At 67.3% G+C, this 20,986-nt stretch carries 22 protein-coding genes and 2 pseudogenes; 13 read left to right on the top strand and 11 right to left on the bottom strand.

Going from position 1 to position 20,986, the window contains the following annotated elements; genetic code table 11:
- Positions 1–787 (bottom strand): AMP-binding protein (locus tag ACFE7F_RS07030; protein ID WP_375403137.1); only part of this gene is annotated, 787 nt, incomplete at its 3' end.
- Between the two features lie 47 nt (positions 788–834).
- Here ACFE7F_RS07030 and lgt point away from each other — a divergent pair.
- From lgt to ACFE7F_RS07065, 7 genes and pseudogenes are all read left to right on the top strand, one after another.
- Entirely contained in the window at positions 835–1,779 is a 945-nt protein-coding gene (gene lgt / locus ACFE7F_RS07035; RefSeq protein WP_375403138.1) for a prolipoprotein diacylglyceryl transferase, read from the top strand.
- A gap of 64 nt (positions 1,780–1,843) precedes the next feature.
- Positions 1,844–1,996 (top strand): annotated as a pseudogene (locus tag ACFE7F_RS07040) (GIY-YIG nuclease family protein); the annotation flags it as partial.
- Complete coding sequence (locus ACFE7F_RS07045; protein ID WP_375403139.1) at positions 1,995–3,038, top strand: class I SAM-dependent methyltransferase; 1,044 nt, start codon at positions 1,995–1,997, stop codon at positions 3,036–3,038. The pseudogene ACFE7F_RS07040 and the gene ACFE7F_RS07045, both read left to right, overlap by 2 nt.
- 181 nt (positions 3,039–3,219) lie before the next feature.
- A pseudogene (locus ACFE7F_RS07050) lies at positions 3,220–3,609 on the top strand (GNAT family N-acetyltransferase); the annotation flags it as partial.
- A gap of 54 nt (positions 3,610–3,663) precedes the next feature.
- A complete protein-coding gene (pgeF, locus tag ACFE7F_RS07055) occupies positions 3,664–4,428 on the top strand; it encodes a peptidoglycan editing factor PgeF (RefSeq protein WP_375403183.1) in 765 nt (254 codons plus the stop codon).
- Between the two features lie 366 nt (positions 4,429–4,794).
- The gene (locus tag ACFE7F_RS07060; RefSeq protein ID WP_375403140.1) at positions 4,795–6,132 is read left to right on the top strand and encodes a cystathionine gamma-synthase family protein; all 1,338 of its coding nucleotides are present in this window, start codon (positions 4,795–4,797) and stop codon (positions 6,130–6,132) included.
- A 4-nt stretch (positions 6,133–6,136) separates the two neighbouring features.
- The gene (locus ACFE7F_RS07065) at positions 6,137–7,309 is read left to right on the top strand and encodes an NAD(P)/FAD-dependent oxidoreductase (protein WP_375403184.1); all 1,173 of its coding nucleotides are present in this window, start codon (positions 6,137–6,139) and stop codon (positions 7,307–7,309) included.
- A gap of 22 nt (positions 7,310–7,331) precedes the next feature.
- Here ACFE7F_RS07065 and ACFE7F_RS07070 read toward each other — a convergent pair whose 3' ends face one another.
- From ACFE7F_RS07070 to ACFE7F_RS07095, 6 genes are all read right to left on the bottom strand, one after another.
- Positions 7,332–7,982, bottom strand: coding sequence for a DUF4893 domain-containing protein (locus ACFE7F_RS07070; protein ID WP_375403141.1), 651 nt, complete (start codon positions 7,980–7,982; stop codon positions 7,332–7,334).
- A gap of 118 nt (positions 7,983–8,100) precedes the next feature.
- Positions 8,101–9,384, bottom strand: a complete 1,284-nt coding sequence (gene murA, locus ACFE7F_RS07075) for a UDP-N-acetylglucosamine 1-carboxyvinyltransferase (RefSeq protein WP_375403142.1) — start codon at positions 9,382–9,384, stop codon at positions 8,101–8,103.
- 207 nt (positions 9,385–9,591) lie between these two features.
- Positions 9,592–9,963, bottom strand: a complete 372-nt coding sequence (locus ACFE7F_RS07080) for a hypothetical protein (RefSeq protein ID WP_375403143.1) — start codon at positions 9,961–9,963, stop codon at positions 9,592–9,594.
- A gap of 83 nt (positions 9,964–10,046) precedes the next feature.
- Positions 10,047–10,382 (bottom strand): ATP-dependent Clp protease adapter ClpS, encoded by a 336-nt coding sequence (gene clpS / locus ACFE7F_RS07085; RefSeq protein WP_375403185.1) that lies wholly within the window; start codon positions 10,380–10,382, stop codon positions 10,047–10,049.
- Between the two features lie 150 nt (positions 10,383–10,532).
- On the bottom strand, positions 10,533–11,225 hold the full coding sequence (locus ACFE7F_RS07090) for a phasin family protein (protein ID WP_375403144.1): 693 nt from the start codon (positions 11,223–11,225) through the stop codon (positions 10,533–10,535).
- Positions 11,226–11,298: 73 nt separating this feature from the next.
- Positions 11,299–13,014 carry a PHA/PHB synthase family protein gene (locus tag ACFE7F_RS07095; protein WP_375403145.1) on the bottom strand — a complete coding sequence of 572 codons (1,716 nt, stop codon included), beginning with the start codon at positions 13,012–13,014 and terminating at the stop codon, positions 11,299–11,301.
- 167 nt (positions 13,015–13,181) lie between these two features.
- Between ACFE7F_RS07095 and ACFE7F_RS07100 the strand changes: the two genes are divergently transcribed.
- From ACFE7F_RS07100 to ACFE7F_RS07110, 3 genes are all read left to right on the top strand, one after another.
- Positions 13,182–14,402 carry an LL-diaminopimelate aminotransferase gene (locus tag ACFE7F_RS07100; protein WP_375403146.1) on the top strand — a complete coding sequence of 407 codons (1,221 nt, stop codon included), beginning with the start codon at positions 13,182–13,184 and terminating at the stop codon, positions 14,400–14,402.
- Between the two features lie 485 nt (positions 14,403–14,887).
- Positions 14,888–15,802, top strand: coding sequence for an acyl-CoA desaturase (locus tag ACFE7F_RS07105; RefSeq protein WP_375403147.1), 915 nt, complete (start codon positions 14,888–14,890; stop codon positions 15,800–15,802).
- A gap of 150 nt (positions 15,803–15,952) precedes the next feature.
- Complete coding sequence (locus tag ACFE7F_RS07110; protein WP_375403148.1) at positions 15,953–16,174, top strand: hypothetical protein; 222 nt, start codon at positions 15,953–15,955, stop codon at positions 16,172–16,174.
- A 17-nt stretch (positions 16,175–16,191) separates the two neighbouring features.
- On the opposite strand, the gene ACFE7F_RS07115 is transcribed toward ACFE7F_RS07110, so the two are convergent.
- Positions 16,192–16,395, bottom strand: a complete 204-nt coding sequence (locus tag ACFE7F_RS07115) for a hypothetical protein (protein WP_375403149.1) — start codon at positions 16,393–16,395, stop codon at positions 16,192–16,194.
- 227 nt (positions 16,396–16,622) lie between these two features.
- Here ACFE7F_RS07115 and ACFE7F_RS07120 point away from each other — a divergent pair, with 227 nt between their 5' ends.
- Positions 16,623–17,087 (top strand): acyl-CoA thioesterase, encoded by a 465-nt coding sequence (locus ACFE7F_RS07120; RefSeq protein ID WP_375403150.1) that lies wholly within the window; start codon positions 16,623–16,625, stop codon positions 17,085–17,087.
- A gap of 19 nt (positions 17,088–17,106) precedes the next feature.
- On the opposite strand, the gene ACFE7F_RS07125 is transcribed toward ACFE7F_RS07120, so the two are convergent.
- A complete protein-coding gene (locus tag ACFE7F_RS07125) occupies positions 17,107–17,583 on the bottom strand; it encodes a winged helix-turn-helix transcriptional regulator (protein ID WP_375403151.1) in 477 nt (158 codons plus the stop codon).
- A gap of 135 nt (positions 17,584–17,718) precedes the next feature.
- On the opposite strand from ACFE7F_RS07125, the gene ACFE7F_RS07130 reads away from it, so the two are divergent.
- Both ACFE7F_RS07130 and ACFE7F_RS07135 read left to right on the top strand, forming a co-directional pair.
- Entirely contained in the window at positions 17,719–18,063 is a 345-nt protein-coding gene (locus ACFE7F_RS07130) for a hypothetical protein (protein ID WP_375403152.1), read from the top strand.
- Positions 18,064–18,190: 127 nt separating this feature from the next.
- Positions 18,191–20,344, top strand: a complete 2,154-nt coding sequence (locus tag ACFE7F_RS07135; RefSeq protein WP_375403186.1) for a RelA/SpoT family protein — start codon at positions 18,191–18,193, stop codon at positions 20,342–20,344.
- A 1-nt stretch (position 20,345) separates the two neighbouring features.
- On the opposite strand, the gene ACFE7F_RS07140 is transcribed toward ACFE7F_RS07135, so the two are convergent.
- The gene (locus ACFE7F_RS07140) at positions 20,346–20,726 is read right to left on the bottom strand and encodes a type II toxin-antitoxin system VapC family toxin (protein WP_375403153.1); all 381 of its coding nucleotides are present in this window, start codon (positions 20,724–20,726) and stop codon (positions 20,346–20,348) included.
- A 5-nt stretch (positions 20,727–20,731) separates the two neighbouring features.
- Positions 20,732–20,980, bottom strand: a complete 249-nt coding sequence (locus ACFE7F_RS07145) for a hypothetical protein (RefSeq protein WP_375403154.1) — start codon at positions 20,978–20,980, stop codon at positions 20,732–20,734.
- Positions 20,981–20,986: the final 6 nt, after the last annotated feature.

Below are 20,986 nucleotides of genomic sequence, written 5' to 3' on the forward strand. Positions count from 1 at the left end.
GGAACAGCGGCAGGTTCAGGAGCGTCGCCGGCTGCCCCTGGGGCGGCGTCCCCTGTGCCGCGGCGATCCCGACCATCACCATCACCTGCGTTAGGTAACTGAAGGTCGACTGCGTCACCGCGCGGTGATCCGACAAGGCGCCCTTCGACTTGCCCGTGGATCCGGAGGTGAACAGGATCGTCGCGTGATCGTCGGGGGTCAGCTCGGGCAGCGCCGCCCCGCCATGCTCCCCGAGCTCCGCCCCGATCACCGCCATCGCCCGGGCCAGCGGGAGCGTGTCGTCGATCACCACCACCGGCGGCCGCAGTCCGGGGATCGCGCGCATCCGCTCGGCGCGCGGCGGATCGGCGAGGATCAGCGCGCATTCGACGTCGCCGACCGCCGCGGCGAGCTCGTGGCTCTGCCACCAGCCGTTCAGCAGCGTCGCCACCCCGCCCGCCAGGATCACCCCCATGTAGGACGCGATCCAGCTTGGGCTGTTGCGCATGGCGATGCCGACCCGGTCGCCCCGTCGGATGCCGTGCCCGGCGACGAGCGCGGCGGCGACCGCCTCCGCGTGCGCGAAGACCTCGCCGAACGTCAGCCGCTCCTCCCCCGCGACGAGGAAGGTGGTGTCCACATGCGCCGCGCAATAATGGCGCATATAGTGGGCGAGCGTCGGCGGCGCGGTCGCGATCATAGGTACCGAGGCACCGCGGCGATCGATCCGGCCGAGCGCGGCGGGTCCGCCTTCTACCGTCAGTCCGGCGATGCCGGCGTCCATCGCGCGATCGAGTTCGGTCGGCATCCGTGTCTCCAACAGCTCCGGGCTTGGGTTTACCCTGGCGTGCCCTTATGCAGACGCATCGCCACGGGGGAAGTGATTTGATCGGGCTCAGCGCCATCGTACTCAGCGCCGCGACGGCCGCGATCGGGACGGGTACGGCGGACGCCATCCGCTTCGCCGATCTCGGGCTTCGGCCCGAAGTGTTCACGATCGGCTTCTTCTCGCTCCGCTGGTACAGCCTCGCCTACATCACGGGCATCGTGCTGGGCTGGTGGTACCTGCTCCGCCTGCTGAAGGAGCCCGGCGCGCCGATGGCGAGGCGGCACGCCGACGACCTCGTCTTTTACGCCACACTCGGCATCATCCTGGGCGGGCGGCTCGGCTACGTGCTGTTCTACGCGCCGGACATGCTCCTCAACCCGCTTAGGGTGCTGCGGCTGTGGGATGGCGGCATGTCGTTCCATGGCGGGGTGATCGGCACCTCGCTCGCGCTGATGCTCTTTGCGCGCCAGCACAAGCTGAACTGGCTGCGCGTTCACGACTATGTCGCCTGTTGCGTGCCGTTCGGGCTGTTTTTCGGACGCATCGCCAACTTCATCAACGGCGAGCTCTGGGGACGGCCCACCGACGTGCCCTGGGGCATCGTGTTCGAACGAACCGTTCCCTTCGGCGTGCTCGAACCCGCGCGCCACCCCAGCCAGCTCTACGAGGCGGGGCTCGAGGGCCTGGCGCTCGGCCTGCTCCTTTGGTTCGCCTTCTGGCGCACCAAGGCGCGCTACGAACCCGGCAAGCTCGTCGGCTTGTTCCTGCTCGGCTATGGTGTGGCGCGATTCTTCGTCGAGTTCTTTCGCGAACCCGACAGCCACCTGCGCGCCTTCGCGGAGGCGACCGGCCTCCATATGGGCCAGTGGCTATGCGTCCCCATGATCCTGGGCGGCGCGTACCTGATCGCCACCGCCAAGAACCGCCGCCAACGCGTGGAGTCGATCGCCGGAACGGAAAGCGTGGCGTGACACGCTCCCACCCTCCGTCACCCCGGACTTGTTCCGGGGTCCATCGCTGGGCGGAGCGGAACCTGTGAGAGAGCGCACTCCTTGCGTCTACCTGCTAGCGAGCGGCTTTTACGGCACGCTCTATGTCGGCGTGACCTCCAACCTCATCGGCCGCGTCATGCAGCACCGCCCGTCCAACGATGGACCCCGGACCAAGTCCGGGGTGACGAAGGCTTATGGATAAAGCCGCCCTCCTCCCCGAGCGCCTCGCCCGCGCGATCACGCTCGCCGGGCCGATCCCGGTCGCGCAGTTCATGGCGGCCGCCAACGCGCACTATTACGCCACCCGCGATCCGCTCGGCGCGGCGGGCGACTTCACCACCGCGCCCGAGATCAGCCAGATGTTCGGCGAGCTGATCGGGTTGTGGTGCGCGGACATGTGGGACCGCGCCGGCCGACCGGATGTCCACTGGGTCGAACTCGGCCCCGGGCGCGGTACGCTCGCCGCCGACGCGCTGCGCTCGATGGGCAAGGCGGGGCTGGCTCCGTCCGTCCACCTCGTCGAGACCAGCCCCGTGCTCCGCGCCGCCCAGGCCGAACGCGTACCGGGCGCGACCTGGCACGACGCGGTCGACACGCTCCCGACCGACCGGCCGCTCCTCGTCGTCGCCAACGAGTTCTTCGACGCGCTCCCGGTCCGGCAACTCGTCAAGCGCGGTGAGGATTGGCACGAACGTTTCGTCGCGGCGCAGGACACGCTGTTCCTCCCGATCGCGGGCAAGCCCGTCCCCGCCTCCGTCATCCCCGAACACCTGCGGGACGCCGCCCCCGGCTCGATCATCGAGACCAGCCCCGCCGTCGTCGGGGTCGTCCGCGCGCTCGCCGCGCGCATCGCCGCGCAGGGCGGCGCGCTGCTCGTCATCGATTACGGCTATGTTGGGCCCGCGCTCGGCGACACGCTCCAGGCGGTGCGCGGCCACGCTCCCGCCAACCCGTTCGAGCATCCCGGCGAGCAGGACCTGACCGCGCATGTCGACTTCGCCACCCTCGCCGCCGCCGCGCAAGGGGAGGGCGTCGTGGCCTGGAGACCCGTCCCACAGGCCGACTTCCTCGTCGCGCTCGGGCTCGACACCCGCGCCGCCGCACTCGCCCGCGCCGCGCCCGACCGCACCGACGAGATCGTCGCCGCCCGCGCCCGGCTGGTGGGCGAGATGGGCCAGCTTTTCCGCGTCCTGGCCCTCACCCACCGCGACTGGCCGCGACCGGCGGGCCTGTCATGAGGCACCTTTCCTCCCCCGTCACCCCGGACTTGTTCCGGGGTCCATGGTTGTCCAAGCTCCCGAGATGCCGGTTACGCACACCGGTGGATGCCGGAACAAGTCCGGCATGACGGAAGGAAATAAGCCGAGCCGCCCCACCATCCGCCGTGCCATCCCCGCCGACGCGCCCGCGCTGGGCGCGATGGGCGAACGGTCGTTCCGCGAAACCTTCGACGACGTGCCCGAAAGCGAGCTCGTCCCCTGGCTCGACCGCACCTTCGGTGCGGCAGCGCTCGCGCCTCAGCTCGACCCTGTCGGCGACACCGAGATCGCCGTCGCCGAGGACGCCGGGCGGATCGTCGGCTTCATCAAGCTCACCCCGCTCACCCTCCCCCGCTTCGCCCCCGACGCGTCGCCCATGGAGCTGAAGCAGCTTTATGTGCTCAAGGGCTGGCAGGGCGCGGGCGTCGCCGACGCGCTCACACGGTGGCTGCTCGACCGCGCCCGCGACCGGGGCGCGGATGCGCTCTATCTCAGCGTCTACGAGCATAACGCCCGCGCCCTCGCCTTCTACCGTCGCTACGCGTTTCGCCAAGTCGGCACCCATCCCTTCGTGATCGGCGTGCATATCGACATCGATCCCGTGATGCGCGCCGACTTGCGCGCCGACGCGATCCGCAGCGCCGCGCTCGCCCGCGTCCCGCACGGCTTCTTCGGCCGGCGCGGGGGCGTGACGACCGGGCCGCTGGCCGAACTGGATCTGGGCCGGCGCGGGCAGGACGTGATCGGCCCCGAGCTCGCCGAAAACCGCCGCCGCGTGATCGAGGCGGTAAGCCCGGGCGCGGCGCTCCAGACGGTGTACCAGGTCCATTCGGCCGAGGTCGTGACGGTCCGCGAGCCGCTCGACGACCGCGCGCGGCCCCATGCCGACGCGATGGTCACGGACCGGCCGGGCCTGCTGCTTGGCATCCTAACTGCCGACTGCGCGCCCGTCCTCCTTGCCGACACCGAGGCGGGCGTTGTCGGCGCGGCCCACGCCGGATGGAAGGGTGCGCTGGCCGGCGTAGTCGACCGCACGATCGACGCGATGGAGGCGCTCGGCGCGGACCGCGCCCGCATCGCCGCCGCGATCGGCCCGTGCATCGCGAAAGGAAGCTACGAGGTCAACGACGCCTTCCGCGACCGCTTCACCGCCGCCGACATGCGCTTCTTCGTCCCGGCCCGGCCCGGCCACCACCGCTTCGACCTCGAAGCGTATGTCGCGCACCGCCTGAGCCAAGCGGGCGTCGGTCGCATCGAGGCACTTAGCCTCGACACCTACGCCGACGAGGCCCGCTTCTACAGCTACCGCCGCGCCACCCACCGGGGCGAACCCGATTATGGTCGCCAGATCACCGTGATCGGCCTCTGATTTTCCGCTTTCCTACACGTCGGCTTCCCGCCATTCTCGATGTCAGCTCTTTGACATGACCGATTTGCTACGGATTGCGGGGCGTTGACCCGCGTCGTTTGCGTAAACGGATAAAAAAGCTTCTTCCGTCGAAAAAGCGGTCACGCAATATTATTACGTTCTGTGGCCGTATATTGTTCGTCTTGGTGTAAAGTGGCGTCAAGCGTTGAGCGGTTGGTTCTTGCATCGGTCGGGAGCGTCGGAGCGCCGCGATCGGAACGGCGTCTTCGTTGGCGTGACCTTAGTGACCTTCCACGCCGCCGACCCATCTTGTGCGCAGGTGGACACCCCTTCGCCGTCGTCCTACCGCGCCGCCAAGGAGTGCCCATGACCGATATCACCAACGAGACCGAGGCCGACATGTCGGCCGTCCCCCCGCCCGCGCGCATCAAGCCCAAGGCGGAGGTGAACGAGATCGGCGGGCGCAAGCTCAAGGCATCGACGCTGATGATGGGTCATGGCTACGACCCGATGCTGTCGGAGGGCTCGCTCAAGCCCCCCATCTTCCTCACCTCCACCTTCGTCTTTCCCAACGCCGCTGCGGGCAAGCGGCATTTCGAGGGCGTGACGGGCAAGCGTCCCGGCGGCGCGGAGGGGCTCGTCTATTCGCGCTTCAACGGCCCCAACCAGGAAATCCTGGAGGACCGCCTCGCCGTCTGGGAGGAGGCGGAGGACGCGCTCGCATTTTCCAGCGGCATGTCCGCGATCGCGACCCTGTTCCTGGCGATGGTCAAGCCCGGCGATACCATCGTCCATTCCGGCCCGCTCTACGCCGCGACCGAGACGCTGATCGGCCGGGTGCTCGGCAAGTTCGGCGTAAAATGGCTCGACTTTCCGGCGGGCGCGACCCGCGACGAGATCGACGCGGTGATGACGGAGGCCGCGACCGGCAACGTCGCGCTCATCTATCTCGAATCGCCCGCCAACCCCACCAACGCGCTCGTCGATGTCGAGGCGGTCGCCGCCAGCCGCGACGCGATCTTCGCCGACGCTGCGGAGAAGCCGCCGATCGCGATCGACAACACCTTCCTGGGGCCCCTCTGGCACCAGCCGCTCAAGCACGGCGCAGACCTCGTGATCTACTCGCTGACCAAATACGCAGGCGGTCACTCGGATCTCGTCGCCGGCGGCCTGCTCGGCTCCAAAGAGCGGATCAATGTGGTTCGTTCGATGCGCAACACGATCGGCACCATCACCGATCCCAACACCGCCTGGATGCTGCTGCGCAGCCTCGAGACGCTCGAACTCCGCATGACCCGCGCGGGCGAGAACGCCGCCAAGGTCTGCGCGTATCTCCGCACCCATCCCAAGGTCGAGCGCGTCGGCTATCTCGGCTTCCTGGAGGACACCGCGGGGGACGAGCGCCAGGCCGACATCTACCGCCGCCATTGCACCGGCGGCGGCTCCACCTTCTCGCTCTATCTCAAGGGCGGTGAGCGCGAGGCGTTCGCCTTCCTCGACGCGCTCAAGATCGCCAAGCTTGCCGTCTCGCTTGGCGGCACGGAGACACTCGCGTCGCACCCCGCCGGCATGACGCACCTGTCGGTCCCCGACGCACGCAAGCAGGCGCTCGGCATTACCGACAATCTGGTTCGTATCTCGATCGGGGTGGAGGACGCGGACGACCTGATCGCCGATTGCGAACAGGCGCTGGCGGCGGTCTGACCCTCTGACCTCAGACACCTACGACGCGATCGTCCTCGGCGCAGGCGGGGCGGGGCTGATGTGCGCCGCCGTCGCCGGGCAGCGGGGACGGCGCGTGCTCGTGATCGACCACGCCGATGCTCCGGGCAAGAAGATCCTGATATCGGGCGGCGGCCGCTGCAACTTCACCAACCTCGGCACCGCCCCCGACCGCTATCTGTCCAACAACCCGCATTTCGCCAAGTCCGCGCTCGGCCGCTACACCGCCGCCGACTTCCTCGAGCTGGTAGAACGCCACCGTATCGCCTGGCACGAAAAGACGCTGGGCCAGCTCTTCTGCGACGGCTCAGCCCGCCAGATCGTCGCCATGCTCCTCGATGAATGCGACGCGGGCGACGTCACGATCCGCTTCCATTCGCCCATCCGCGACGTGACTCACGCCGATGGCCGCTTTACCGTCACGCACGGCGACCGCGTCGCGACCGCCCCCAGGCTGGTCATCGCCACGGGCGGCCCGTCCATCCCCAAGCTCGGCGCGACCGGCTTCGCCTACGACCTCGCCCGCCGCTTCGGCCTGAAAATCGTCGAACCCCGCCCGGCGCTCGTCCCCCTTACCTTGCCTGGCGACGAGGCGTTGTTTCGCGATCTGGCCGGGGTCGCCGCTCCTGTGGTCGCCCGTTGCGGCACCGCCGCGTTCGCCGAGGCGGCGCTGTTCACGCACAAGGGATTGTCCGGACCCGCGATACTCCAGGTCTCCTCCTATTGGCGGCACGGTGAGGAGATCGCGATCGACTTCCTGCCGCAGCAGGAACGCGGCTGGCTGCTCGCCGCCAAGCGCGCGCGTCCCCGCGCCACGCTCAAATCGGTCCTGCCCCTCCCCGACCGCCTCGCCGCGACGCTTGCCGAACGCATCGGCCTGGACGGGGAGCTCGGTCGCCGCGCAGACGCCGTGCTCGCGGAAGCGGAACGGCGGATAGCCGATTGGCGGCTGCGCCCGAACGGCTCGGAAGGACTCGCCAAGGCGGAGGTGACGGTGGGCGGCATCGCCACCGACGCGCTGTCGTCCAAGACGATGGAGGCGCGAAGCGTGCCCGGCCTCCATGCGATCGGCGAAGCCGTGGATGTCACCGGCTGGCTCGGCGGGTACAATTTCCAATGGGCCTGGGCCAGCGGGTGGGCTGCGGCGCAGGCGCTTTAGGGCCAGCCGCCGACCGCCCGTCCTACTTAGTCGCAGGTACGGCGGGCTTGGCTCCGGGCACCTCGGGCGTGACCGGCACCAGCTCGTACACGTCCAGCACCGACCCGCGCCCCGCCCGCGTGAGCGCCAACCGCCAGCGGAAGGGCGACACCCGCTCCACCACGCCCGCCACGTCGCGCGCGGGATCGTCCCCGTAACGCCCCGGCCCCGCCGTGCCGAGGAACACCTCGCGCTTGGCGCTGTCCTCGTGCAACCAGCCCTGGGGCAGGTTGCCGCCGGTCTGCTTGGTGAAGGACAGCCCGCCCGCGCTCGTCTCGACATAGCAGAAGTCGGGCGGAAACGTCGCGATCCCGGCGCGAGCCCCGAACCGGACCAGCCGACAATGATAGGGTCCCGGCGGAGGCGTCGGCAGATCGAGCGCGACCGCCGGGTCGACCAACGGCCCCTCGGCCGCCAGCTTACGCGCCGCTCGCCTGGGCACCACCGCTCGGGCGCGTCGCCATTGTTCGGGCAGCGCCGCCAGTCTGGCGCGATCGGCGGGGGTGACGGTTTTCTCCCACTCCTTCAGCTCGATCGCCTCGACGACCGGCTCGACATCCACCACTGCCAGCGGGCGCGTGGCGCACGCGCCGGTAACGAGCGACAGGGCGAGCGCGAAAGCAGCTCGGCGCATGGTGGACACCTCCCGGACTGCGGCCGCGCGCCGATGGGCGACCGGCCGCGTTAATTATCGTTAAGAGCCGCTGATTAACGAAAAGTAAACGCCTGCCGTACGGGAGCGACCGAACGGATCAGCCGTCGCCGAGCCGTTCGATATCCGCGCCGACCGCCTGCAGCTTCTCCTCCAGCCGCTCGTAACCGCGATCGAGATGGTACACGCGCGCCACCTGCGTCTCGCCCTCTGCGACGAGGCCCGCCAGGATCAGGCTCATGGACGCGCGCAGGTCGGTCGCCATCACCGGCGCGCCTACCAGCCGAGGGGTACCGCGCACCACCGCCGTGCGCCCGCGCACCTGGATGTCGGCCCCCATGCGCGCAAGCTCGGGGACGTGCATGTAACGATTTTCGAAGATCGTCTCCTCCAGCACGCTTGTTCCCCCGGCCATGCAGAGCATCGCCATGAATTGCGCCTGCATGTCCGTCGCGAACCCCGGATAGGGTGCGGTCGACAGTTCCAGCGGACGCAGCCGCCCGTCGCTGCGGATGCGGACGGAGTCGCGTTCCTCGTCGATCGTCGCGCCCGCTTCCGCCAGCGCCGACAGCGTCGCGCGCATCGCGCCCGCGTCCGCGCCGACCAGCGTCAGGTCGCCGCCGGTGATCGCGGCCGCGCAGGCGTAGGAGCCCGCCTCGATCCGGTCGGGCATGACGGCGTAGGTCGCGCCGTGCAGCCGGTCGACGCCCTCGATCTCCAGCCGCTCGGTGCCGACGCCCTCAATCCGCGCGCCCATCGCGACGAGGCAGCGGCACAGATCGACGATCTCGGGCTCGCGCGCGGCGTTTTCGATCACGCTGGAGCCGCGGGCGGTAGCGGCCGCCATGACGACGTTCTCCGTCGCGCCCACCGACACGACCGGAAAGCGGTAGCGTCCACCCGTCAGACGTCCACCGGGCGCGCGCGCGGTGACGTAGCCCGCCTCCGTCTGCAACTCCGCGCCGATCGCCTCCAGCGCCCGCAGATGCAGGTCGATCGGCCGGTTGCCGATCGCACAGCCGCCCGGCAGCGACACGCGCGCCCGGCCCTCGCGCGCGAGCGTCGGCCCCAGCACCAGGATCGACGCACGCATCTTGCGCACGATGTCGTAGGGTGCCTCGGTGGAGGTGAGCCGCCCCGCCCGGATCGTCATCACCCGCCCGAAATCGTCAGGACGCGTTCCCTCGACCTTGGTCGACGCGCCGAGCTGGTTGAGAAGGTGGCCGAAGCCGTCGACGTCGGCCAGTCGCGGCAGGTTGCGCAAGGTCAGCGGCTCGTCGGTCAGGAGCGCACAAGGCATGAGCGTCAGCGCGGCGTTCTTGGCACCGGAGATGGGCAGCCGACCCTCGAGCCGACGGCCGCCGCGGATGATGATGCGATCCATCGCCGATACCTACCGTGCGCGCTGTCACGCGCAAGCGCGACGGCCACCGGCGATCGGTCGGCCGGCCAAGCATTACGGCGATTTCACGACATTGCGCGGCGCCGGGCGACGGTTCTTAGCGCCGGCTAGGGAGCGGGGACAGCCCCGAAGCATGGTACAAGTATCAGGCGGCACCTACCGGGCCGGCCGGTCGCGGCTTACGCCCGCTTATCGGAGATTCGGGATATCGGCCAGCATCAAGGTGGCGATCATCAACGTCGTGACGATCAGGGGCCAAGCGTCGCGCACGACCTGGCGAGGCGAGATGATCGCTCGCGCCAGGTCGTTTACTAATCGATTACGCGCCAGCCACCCGCGGCCCAGCTGTCGGCGAAGCTGATCCTGCGGCTCCGGCGCGGGCGGCGACACGAAGAGCAATCGCGCAAGCACCGTCCAAGCCGCGATCAACGCAACCATCCCGGTAGGATACCGGGCCCCTGCAGGCGCGATCAGCACGGCCCCCAGACCAGCGACGAGTATGGGAAAGATGATCCCATCCAGCTTGTCGAACCAGCGCTTGGCGATGTGCTTGCCATTCACTCAGCGGTCTCCCGGATCGCTCGCCCGATCGAGCGAAGCCCCGCCAGCAAGCCGTCGCCGCATGTCCGGGACCGTGCGCCGGATCACGCCTTCTCGAGCGTACATTGCAGCGGGTGTTGGTTCTGGCGGGCGAAGTCCATAACCTGACTCACCTTGGTCTCGGCGACCTCGTAGGAAAAGACACCGCATACGCCGACGCCTTTCTGGTGAACGTGGAGCATAACGCGGGTCGCGGCCTCCATGTCCATGCGGAAGAAGCGCTGGAGGCACAGCACCACGAACTCCATGGGCGTGTAATCGTCGTTGAGCATCAGCACGCGGTAGGGTGTCGGCTGCTTGGTCCTAGAGCGGGTGCGGGTGGCGACGCCCGTACCGGTGCCGGAGTCGTCTTCGTCGCCGCCGTCGCGACGCTCGGCCATGGTTATTAAGGAGGTGACCGGGGGCAGCTGCATAGGCGGGAGATAAGACAGCATCCCCCAAGGCGGCAAGGGGTGACCGATACTGAAAAGGGCGACCATCCGGCAGGATGGCCGCCCTTCAACCTTTGCGCGTAGCGGACGCGCGGTCGGTTACACCGCGGACTTCATCCGGGCCGCGACGACGGCGTAGCGGTTGGAGATTGGCTGGGCGACCTCGCCCGCGAACTTGAGCAACGTCTCCGTCCCGCGCGATGTGTCGGCGACCATCTGATCCATCGCGGTGCGAGCTATCTCGCCCTGGATGCGCAGAAGGTCGGTCGGCGACTTCACGGCAGCCAGCTGACGGAACGCGGCGGTCGCGCCCTCGAACTGGCGGCGGGCGTAATCGGCGGCGTGCTGCCCGACCGTCTCCATCCCGCGCGCGGCGATGCGGCCGGACTCGACCAACGCCTCGACGTTGCCCTTGCTCAACTCGGCCATGTCCTCCGCGAGCTTGGGCGCGCGCTCCATCATACCCTTGGCACGGTCGTTCATGTCGGCGAAGATCTGCGCGCCCTTGTTCATCGTGGCATCGGTGGTCCGGGTAATCGTCTCGGCGGTGGTGGCCATGGTAGTTTCCTCTTGGATGATCGTCGCCGGAACCGCGGCGGTCGGATGGGGAACAAGGACCGGCTCGGGAGTCGGAGCCGCGACTAGCGCAACCGCGGCGATGTCAGCCTCAAGCGGGATGGTGATCGGCTCGGATTCGACGCGGGCGGGCCGCGACCGCTTGCCCGGCCGGGCAGCGAGCGCGGACGGAATCGACGCTATGATGTCGGCTTCCGTTCGATCGGTATCGGCCATGTTACGCTCCTACATTGCAGTGCAACATAGCGCGGTCCACGCAATCGTCAAGGACGATTGCTGCGGTGCAGCATTACCGCTGGCGTACATATTCACCGGGCGCAGGGCCGAGCGCCGGAAGCGATCCGTCGCCCGGCACGCGCGCACCCATCGCCGACACCTCGGCCGCGTCGCGGTTATGCAACCACCCGATCCAATCGGGCCACCAGCTGCCCTTGGTCTCGGTCGCGCCCGCCACAAACTCGTCCAGGGTCGAGGGAGCGGCGTCGTTCGTCCAATATTGATATTTGCCTGCCGCCGGCGGGTTGACCACGCCCGCAATGTGCCCGGATCCGGCGAGTACGAAGCGGATCGGTCCCTTGAACAGGTGCGTCAGTCGCCAAACGCTGGCGGCCGGAGCAATATGGTCCTCGCGTCCGGCCTGGACATAGCTGGGCGTCTCGACACGCGTGAGGTCGAGCGGCGTGCCTGCGACCGTCAGCCGTCCCGCCTCGACGAGCAGGTTGTCGCGGTAGAGGTCGGTCAGGTAGCTCCGGTGCCAGGCGGCCGGCAGGTTGGTCGTGTCGCCGTTCCAGTGGAGCAGGTCGAACGCCGTATAGTCCTCGCCCAGCAGATAGTTGTTGGTGACGTAGTTCCAGATCAGGTCGCGCCCGCGCAGCAGATTGAAGGTCAGCGCCATGTACCGGCCGTCGAGAAAGCCGTCGGGCGACAGCGAGGCGATCGTCGCCAGCTGATCGTCGTCGATGAAGTGCGACAGCTCGCCCGCGCCCGCGAAGTCGACCTGCGCGGTGAAGAAGGTCGCACTTGCCACCTTGTCGGCTTCGCCCTTGGCGGCGAGTACCGCGAGCGTCGCGGCGAGCGTGGTGCCCGCGACGCAATAGCCGATCGTGTGGACGGCGGGTACGTCGAGCGCGGCACGGACGGTGTCGATCGCCTGCGTCTGCGCGGCGACGTAATCGTCCCAGACGATGTCGGCCATTGATGCGTCCGCCGACTTCCACGACACCATGAACACGGTCAGGCCCTGCTCGACGGCCCAGCGGATGAAGCTTTTTTCCGGCGTCAGATCGAGAATGTAGAAGCGGTTGATCCAGGGTGGAAAGATGACGAGCGGGGTGGCCAGCACGTCAGTCGTGGTGGGCGCGTACTGGATCAGTTCGAACAGCGGGGTGCGCAGCACCACCTGGCCGGGTGTAGTGGCGAGGTTGCGGCCGACCTCGAACGCGGTCGGATCGGTGTGGGTAAGTTGCCCCGCCGCCAAGTCGTCCAGCAGGTTGCGCATCCCTTTGACCAGGTTCTCGCCGCCCGTCGCGATCGTGCGCTCGATCGCCTGCGGGTTGGTGAGAAGGAAGTTGGACGGGCTTACCGCGTCCACGAAGCCGCGCGCGGCGAAGCGGAGCCGCTCGCGGTGCTTGGGGTCGAGATCCGGGGCCGCGTCTACGTGCGCGAGCAAATGGTCGGCCATCAGTTGATAGCCGCGGCGGATGTGGTCGAAGGCGGGCTGCCGCCATTCGGGAGCCTTGAACCGCTTGTCCGTGACCGGCTCGGGCGCGGCGGCCGGGTCGAGCAGGCCCTGCCATAGCTTCAGGCCATCGCGCCAGAAGGCACCCGCGCGCTCGAGCGTCGCAGGGTCGTTGAGGCCGGGTACGACGGGCACGCCCGGAGCGGCCGCGGCGGCGAGGCCGGCGTCGAGCATGGCTTGTTGGGCTTGCGTCACCACAGCGGCCCAGTTCCGGAGATCATCCGGCTTGGGCGTGGTAGCTGCAGGCGATGTGGGGTCGTCGGCCATGAGGATCCTCTCGATCGCGCAACGCTTACCATCGCCCACCTTCTCCGTCATGCCCGACTTGGTCCGGCATCCCGCTTCTTCTCCCGGGGCCAAGCGGGACCCTGGGTCAAGTCCGGGGTGACGAAGGCGGGCGAGATGGTTACGCTCGCCTCCGAAAGGCCGCGCCCATGACCTCATCCGTCCCAGACGACTTCTATCGCATCCGCAGGCTGCCGCCCTATGTCATCGCGGAGGTCAACGCGATGCGCGCGCAGGCGCGGGCTGGGGGCGAGGACATCATCGATCTGGGCATGGGCAATCCGGACCTGCCCCCGCCGCCCCACGTCATCGACAAGCTGGCGGAGGTGGCGAGAAAGCCCGACGCGCACGGTTATTCGGCGTCCAAGGGCATTCCGGGGCTGCGAAAGGCCCAGGCCGGCTATTACGGACGGCGCTTCGGGGTGGCGATTGATCCCGAGAGTGAGGTGGTCGTCACGCTCGGCTCCAAGGAGGGGCTTGCCACCCTGGCGCAGGCGATCATCACGCCGGGCGACGTGGTGCTGGCGCCCAACCCGTCCTACCCGATTCACACCTTTGGCTTCATCATCGCGGGCGCCACCATCCGCAGCGTGCCGACGACCCCCGACGAGGCGTATTTCGCATCGCTGGAGCGCGCGATGGCATTCACGGTCCCCAAGCCGTCGGTGCTGGTGATGGGATATCCATCGAATCCGACGGCAGAGACGGTCGACCTCGCCTTTTACGAGCGCGTGGTGGCGTTCGCGAAGGAGCACGGGCTGTGGGTGCTGAGCGACCTGGCCTATTCCGAGCTCTATTACGACGGCCGTCCGACGCCCTCGATCCTGCAGGTGCCCGGCGCTCGCGACGTGGCGATCGAGTTCACCTCGCTGTCCAAGACCTATTCGATGGCGGGGTGGCGGATCGGCTTTGCGGTCGGCAACCGGCGGCTGATCGCGGCGCTGACGCGAGTGAAGAGCTACCTTGATTACGGCGCGTTCACGCCGATCCAGGCGGCTGCCTGCGCCGCGATCACCGGGCCGCAGGACATCGTGGCGACCAACCGCGAACTGTACCGCGCGCGGCGCGATGTGCTGGTCGAAAGCTTCGGGCGCGCCGGATGGGACATCCCATCGCCCGCGGCCTCCATGTTCGCCTGGGCCCCGCTGCCACCCGCGCTCGCGCATCTGGGGTCGCTGGAGTTCACCAAGCAGCTCCTGACCCACGCCCACGTCGCGGTCGCGCCGGGGGTCGGCTACGGCGAAAACGGCGAAGGTTTCGTGCGCATCGCCATGGTCGAGAACGAGCAACGGCTTCGCCAGGCGGCGCGCAACGTGCGGCGGTACCTCCAGAGCATGGGGGTTAACACGCCGGCTCGGGGAGCAGGGTGAAGCCCGGCGCGGTGTACTCCAGCTGCTTGACACCGCTTGACACCAAGACGGAAACTGTTCGGCATCATCGTTTCCAAAAATTGGCTGCGCGGAGCATAGGCGTCGGCATGATGTTCCGGCGGAGGAAGCAGGAAGCTTGGTGCTCGGAAGTTCACTAAGGTCACGCCAAGGATGCTCGGTCGCGACGTTCGGCGAAGCTGTACAACTTTAGGGAAGTACACGCGTGGACGAGTCCGGGCGTGGGCGCGACCGGCGCGGCTCGCGATCGGCTTCGTGCGGTGGAGAGATCGACGATTTCAAAGAGCACGCACCGGGACGTGCCCGAGTCGGTATTAGAGGTCGCACGGGAGAGACGCTGTAGGACAGCGCTTTTTTATCCGGCTCGATTGCGGCTTGATCGCGGGCGTTCGTGCTGGTTCTGTATGCAAGCGGCTAGTTGCGATCGTCTGTCATCTACCTTTTTATCAGACTAGGAGGCCAAGCCCATGATGAAGCCTGTCTTGCGGATCGACGGGCGTGGAGCTTGCGCTGTTTCCGGGTTTCCCATGCTCGACTTACCCAAAGCAGCGTGGAACGGCGGCATGCTTGTCACGACATTGGTGTTGGCAGGACCATATTTCACCTGGGGAGCGTTCACTCTCTTTATCACGGTTACCTACACCAGTCTGCTAATCGGCCACAGCGTCGGCATGCACCGGCTGATGATCCATCGCACCTTCGACTGTCCAAAGTTCCTGGAACGCGCGCTGATCTACGTGGGTGTTCTGGTGGGCGTTTCGGGACCTTCGGGCATCATAGCCGTCCATGATGTGCGGGATTGGGCTCAGCGGGAGCCGCGCTGCCACGACTTCTTTGCCCATAACAAGCCGTTGCCGATGGACTTGCTGTGGCAGCTCGCATTTCGGTTCCGCTTCGAGCGGCCTCCGACCGTCGACATCGAACCGCACTTCGCGAACGACCCATTCTATCGTTTTCTGGATCGGACCTGGCGCTGGCATCAGCTACCGCTTGCAGCGCTGTTCTACGCCTTTGGCGGATGGCCCTGGGTTGTCTGGGGCGTCTGCGCGCGGGTGATCGTCAGCGCGGCGGGTCATTGGACCATAACCCATTTTTGTCATAATCCGGGAGATGGTCGCTGGAGTGTCCGGAACGCTTCCGTCCAGGCCTCTAATCTCAGGGGAATGGGCCTACTGACCTACGGCGAGTGCTGGCACAATAACCACCACGCGTTCCCGGAGTCCGCTCGCATCGGCTTAGAGCCCGGACAGACTGATCCCGCTTGGCGGCTAATTAGGTTGTTCGAATGCTCAGGGCTCGTGCGCAACGTCGGGCACCCGAGGGCACGTCATGAGCGAGAAGACTTGATCGACGCGCCGCCATATGACTTCGTAGCCCACTAACTGCCTGTCGCAGTCACCCGTCGACATCACCTTGGCCGACCTCGGCCGAGAAACAGATGAAACGAGTCGCGGACGCGACGGGCGGAAGAGACTTATCAATGACCTTCGTACTACGATTGCGATCTCCGAAACTCGGTTTGTAGGGCGAGAATGGACAGGGATTTCTGGAACAGCGGTGCGGCGATCGCGCGCCTTCGGGACGGCGCGATGCTTGCGGTGGGCAGGCTCGACGAGATGGTCGAACGGTTCCTGGCTCTTCCCGCCTGGGAACGCGAGAATGTCGCGCTGATCGGCGACGCCATCGACGATCCGCTTGGAGCGGAGGCGGTACGCGCCTTGGGTGAGCGCAAGGACTTTCCCGTCTTCTGCTGAGCCTTTCTGACGGCGGGCTACTCGCCGTTCTTCCCCGCCGCGACGTCGCCCGCCAGCTTCCGGAGTTCGAAAGACGCGCTTCGCTGGCCGCGCTCGTCGGTGAGCTTCGCCGCCCATCGCAGCTCGTCGGCCACCGCGTGCACGGCATGATCGTCGATCGCGCCCGACTTGCGCAGGCCGTTAACGATGGCGGCGATCGCGAGACGTTCGTGCAGCTGCATGGCCCAACCCCGGCGACCGCATCCTAAACGCGCGGTCTCGCGACGATGCGTAGGATAGACGAAGGGCGGACAACTTCACCTAGGCTAATTGCCAGGCCGCGACGGGGTTCGTTCGGCGGTTTGGAAAATCTGTGTTTGCGACGCGAACGGTGATCGGCATTTCGCATCAACCGCCGTGCACCGCCTTGGCCTGTAGCGGACATCCCGACGCGGTTGCCCCAGTCGCCTTGCCCCTGCATAGCGCGGCAGTGCGCCCCGGCTTCGCTTTTTCTACCCGCTTCCGCGTCCGTTATGCGGAGATCGACGGGCAAAAGGTGGTCTTCAACTCGCGCTATCTGGAATATGCCGATGTCGCGGTGTCCGAATGGTGGGCGTGGACGGGGATCGGCGCGGCGCTGGGGGCGGTGTGGGAGGCGACCGAGTTCCATGTGCGGCGTGCGGAGGTGGATTACCTGAAGCCTTTCACGCTCGGCGACACGGTCGAGGCGTGGGTCAGGATCGACCGGATCGGCGGCACGAGCATGGTGCAGCAGTTCGAGCTGCGCCACCGCGAGACGGGCGCGCTGCATGCGACAATCGAGCTGGTGGTGGTCAACGTCCATCTGCCGACGGGGCGGCCCGCGCCGATCGAGGGCCAGGTGCGGTCGTTCCTCGAGGCGTTCCTCGTGCGACAACCGGAGCGGGTGGCCTAAGCGACCGCGCCGGGCGGCGTCACTCGGCCGCCTGCAATTCTACGACACGGCCGATCTCGCCGGGCAATGCCCAGATCAGGTCGTGCTTGCCGAGCGCACGGCCGTCGTGGGACAGCACCGCGACCTGCTGGATCGGCAGGCGGTCGCGCTCGTCGACCAGCACGGGAAAGGCGGGCTCGTTCGTCTCCCACTGCTCGCCCCACTGCCTGAGCGCGATCATGGTGGGGAGCAGCGCGAAGCCCTTCTCCGTCAGACGGTATTCGACCTTGCGGCGATCGTCGGGACAGGGCTCGCGGCCGAGGATGCCGTGCCTGACGAGACGCCCGAGCCGGTCGGCCAGGATGTTGCGGGCGATGCCGAGCTCCGACAGGAACTCCTCGAAGTGATGCAGGCCGTTGAACGAAGCGCGCAGGATCAGGAACGACCAACGTTCGCCCACCGCCTCCAAGGCGGCGGGGAGGCTGCATTCCGAGAGTTTCTCGCGCAGCTTTCCCATCAAACATCCTCTCCGTTTCAGCGGGTTGTACCCCAACCGGCGCTAGCATGCCATCGACATATAGGTTTTAGGTTGCAACTAGAAATGTAAGACGGTAGGTAGTGATTCGCAACTTGGTTGCATAGGAGCCGCATCATGAATCGCTTGTCCATCCTCGCCGCCTCGATCGCCGCCACGCTGACGCCGGTCGTCGGCGTCACCGATGCCCATGCCCAGGGGGCCTATTACGTCGCCGTGCCCGAAGCGCAGGCGGGCAAGGCGAACCTGATCACCCGTTCAACTCCCTGGACGCTGCACGGCGACGCATATGTCGCCAATCGCGCACCCGAGCGCGAGGTGGTGCTATGCCAGCTCCTCGCGCGCAATGTCGGCAAGCTTCGGAGCTTCTCGGCCGGCGGCACGGCGCTCGACGGCGCGGCGCTCGAGAAGTGCAACGCCCGCGCCAAACCGACGCCGAGCACGGCGGTCGCGGCGCGCTGACACCGCTGGCGAGGCGTGGGCAAAGCTCACGCCTCGTCGGACGCGACTTTACTCGCGCCGGCCGTTGGCGTCGCATAGAGCGCGGATTAGCCTTGGCTAATCCGACGCGCGCCGCCAAGTGGGTCGCGTGTTGAGACAATATGAATTAGTTGATCGGGTCTTGGACTACGATCCTGACGCGGACGAGGCGCTGCTCAACCGCGCTTACGTTTTTTCGATGAAGGCGCACGGAAGCCAGAAGCGCGCGTCGGGCGATCCGTATTTCAGTCATCCGATCGAGGTGGCGGGCATCCTGACCGACCTGCGGCTCGACGACGAGACGATAGCCACCGCGATCCTTCACGACACGATCGAGGACACGGTCGCCACGCCCGACGAGATCGAGCGGCTGTTCGGTCCCTCTGTCGCGCGGCTGGTGGACGGCGTGACCAAGCTCAGCAAGATCGAGGCGCAGAGCGAGAACGAGCGCGCCGCCGAAAATCTGCGCAAGTTCCTGCTGGCCATGTCGGACGACATCCGCGTGTTGTTGGTCAAGCTCGCCGACCGGCTGCACAACATGCGCACGCTCCATCATATCGGAAAGCCCGAGAAGCGGCGGCGGATCGCGCGCGAGACGATGGACATCTATGCGCCCCTCGCCGAGCGGGTCGGCATGTACGAGTTCATGCGCGAGATGCAGACGCTCGCCTTCGAGCAGTTGGAGCCCGAGGCGTTCCAGTCGGTCGGACGGCGGCTCGAGCAGCTGGGCGAGGGCGGCGGCGACCGCATCGGTAAAATCGCGTCGGGGCTGCGGCTGGCGCTCGGACGCGCGGGGATCGAGGTGGAGGTTTCGGGGCGCGAGAAACATCCCTATTCGATCTGGCGAAAGATGGCCGAGCGGCACATCAGCTTCGAGCAGCTGTCGGACGTGATGGCGTTCCGCGCGGTCGTGCCGACGGTCGAGGATTGCTACCGGGCGCTTGGGATCATCCATCGGCGTTGGCCGATGGTACCGGGGCGGTTCAAGGATTATATCTCGACGCCCAAGCGCAACGGCTACCGGTCGCTGCACACCACGGTGATCCACGTCGAGAATGCGCGGATCGAGGTGCAGATCAGGACGCCCGAGATGCACGCGCAAGCCGAATACGGGTTGGCCGCGCACTGGGCGTACAAAACCCCGAACGGCGACGGCGGCAAGGTCCGCGCGGACGCGAACCACAGCTGGATCCGCGACCTGGTCGAGATCCTCGACACCGCGGGATCACCCGAGGAGCTGCTCGAGCATACGCGCATGGCGATGTATGCCGACCGCATCTTCGCCTTCACCCCGCGCGGCGAGCTGATCCAGCTCCCCAAGGGCGCGACGCCGATCGACTTCGCCTACGCGGTTCATACCGATCTGGGCGACCAAGCGGTCGGTGCGAAGGTCAACGGGCGCGTGATGTCGCTGAAGACGGTAATCGAGAACGGTGATCAGGTGCAGATCCTGCGATCCAAGGCGCAAGCGCCGCAAGCTGCGTGGCTGAACATCGCGACGACGGGCAAGGCGCTGGCCGCGATCCGCCGACACCTGCGCCACGCCGAGCGCGACGAGAGCGTGAAGCTCGGGCGCAAGATCTATGACGATATCGTCCGCCGCCTGCCCGCGCCGATCGGGACGGACGCGCTGCCCCAAGCGCTCAAGCGCCTGAAGCTGCCCGACGAGGCGGCGTTGATGCATGCGGTCGCCAGGCGGTCGCTATCGGACGCGGCGGTGATGGAGGCGTTGATGCCCGGATCGGCCGGGGCCGACGTCGCCAACGACAGAGGGGGCGACCGGGGGAGCGATCGGGCCGGCGCGATGCCGCAGGCGGGCGCGATCTCGATCAAGGGGCTGACGCCGGGCGTCGCGTTCGACCTGGGCGATTGCTGCCGGCCGGTGCCGGGCGATCGCATCGTCGGGCTCCGGCGGCCGGACGCGGGCATCGAGGTTCACCGTATCGACTGTTCGGTGCTGGGCGAACTGGCCGAGCGGGCGGAGGGCGAGACCGATTGGGTCGACGTATCCTGGGGCGACAAGGCCGACGGCGGCGTCGCGCGCGTCCAGGTGGAGGTCAAGAACGAGCCGGGCGCGCTCGGCATGCTGGCCACCATCATCGGGCGGCATGGGGCCAATATCATCAATCTGCGCCTCGACGCGCGCGACGCGCTGTACCACACCAATACGGTCGACGTGGAAGTACACGACCTGCACCAACTGATGCGCCTACTCGCGGCGCTCCGCGCGATCGAGGCGGTGCACGCGGCGGACCGGGTCTAGCTCACCAGAGGCGGCTGACGCCGTATCGGTCGAACAGCTTCTCGTTCGACACCAGCTCGACGTCCTCGACCAGTGCCTGGGCGATCAGAAGACGGTCGAACGGGTCGCGATGGTGCAGTTCTAGTCGGCCCGCTGCCAGCGCGTGCCGGTGCGTGACGGCGAGCACCTCGAACTCCTGATCGGCCAGTCGTTGATCGAAATCGGCCAGCAACGCCTCAGCTTCGTCCAGCTTACCCAAGCTGTACTTAAACGCGACTTCGTACGCGCTGATCGCGCTTACGAGAACGGTCGCCGTTCGCTCGTAAAGTGCGACTCGGACGTCGGCGGGTAATCGCGACGGAGCAGTAAATGCCCAAAGGAGCGCGTGCGTATCCAGCAGCACTCTTCTCAAAGTAGGCCGATCTCCCTTAGCTCGTCGTCGGTCATGGGATCCCACACGCCCGGCGTTTCCTTAATCCGGCCCTCCAACGTGCCCAGCTTACGTTTGCCGCCGCGCGACGGCAGCCCCGGCTCGGCGACGAGCTTCAGCTTCGGCCCTTTCCCGCGCGCGATGACGATATCTTCGCCCGCCGCCGCGCGGTTGTACACGTCCAAAAGGTCGGCGTGGGTCTGCTCCAAATCGATGACGGTCGCCATGGTCCG

Source organism: uncultured Sphingomonas sp., assembly GCF_964235535.1.
Taxonomy (GTDB): Bacteria; Pseudomonadota; Alphaproteobacteria; order Sphingomonadales; family Sphingomonadaceae; genus Sphingomonas.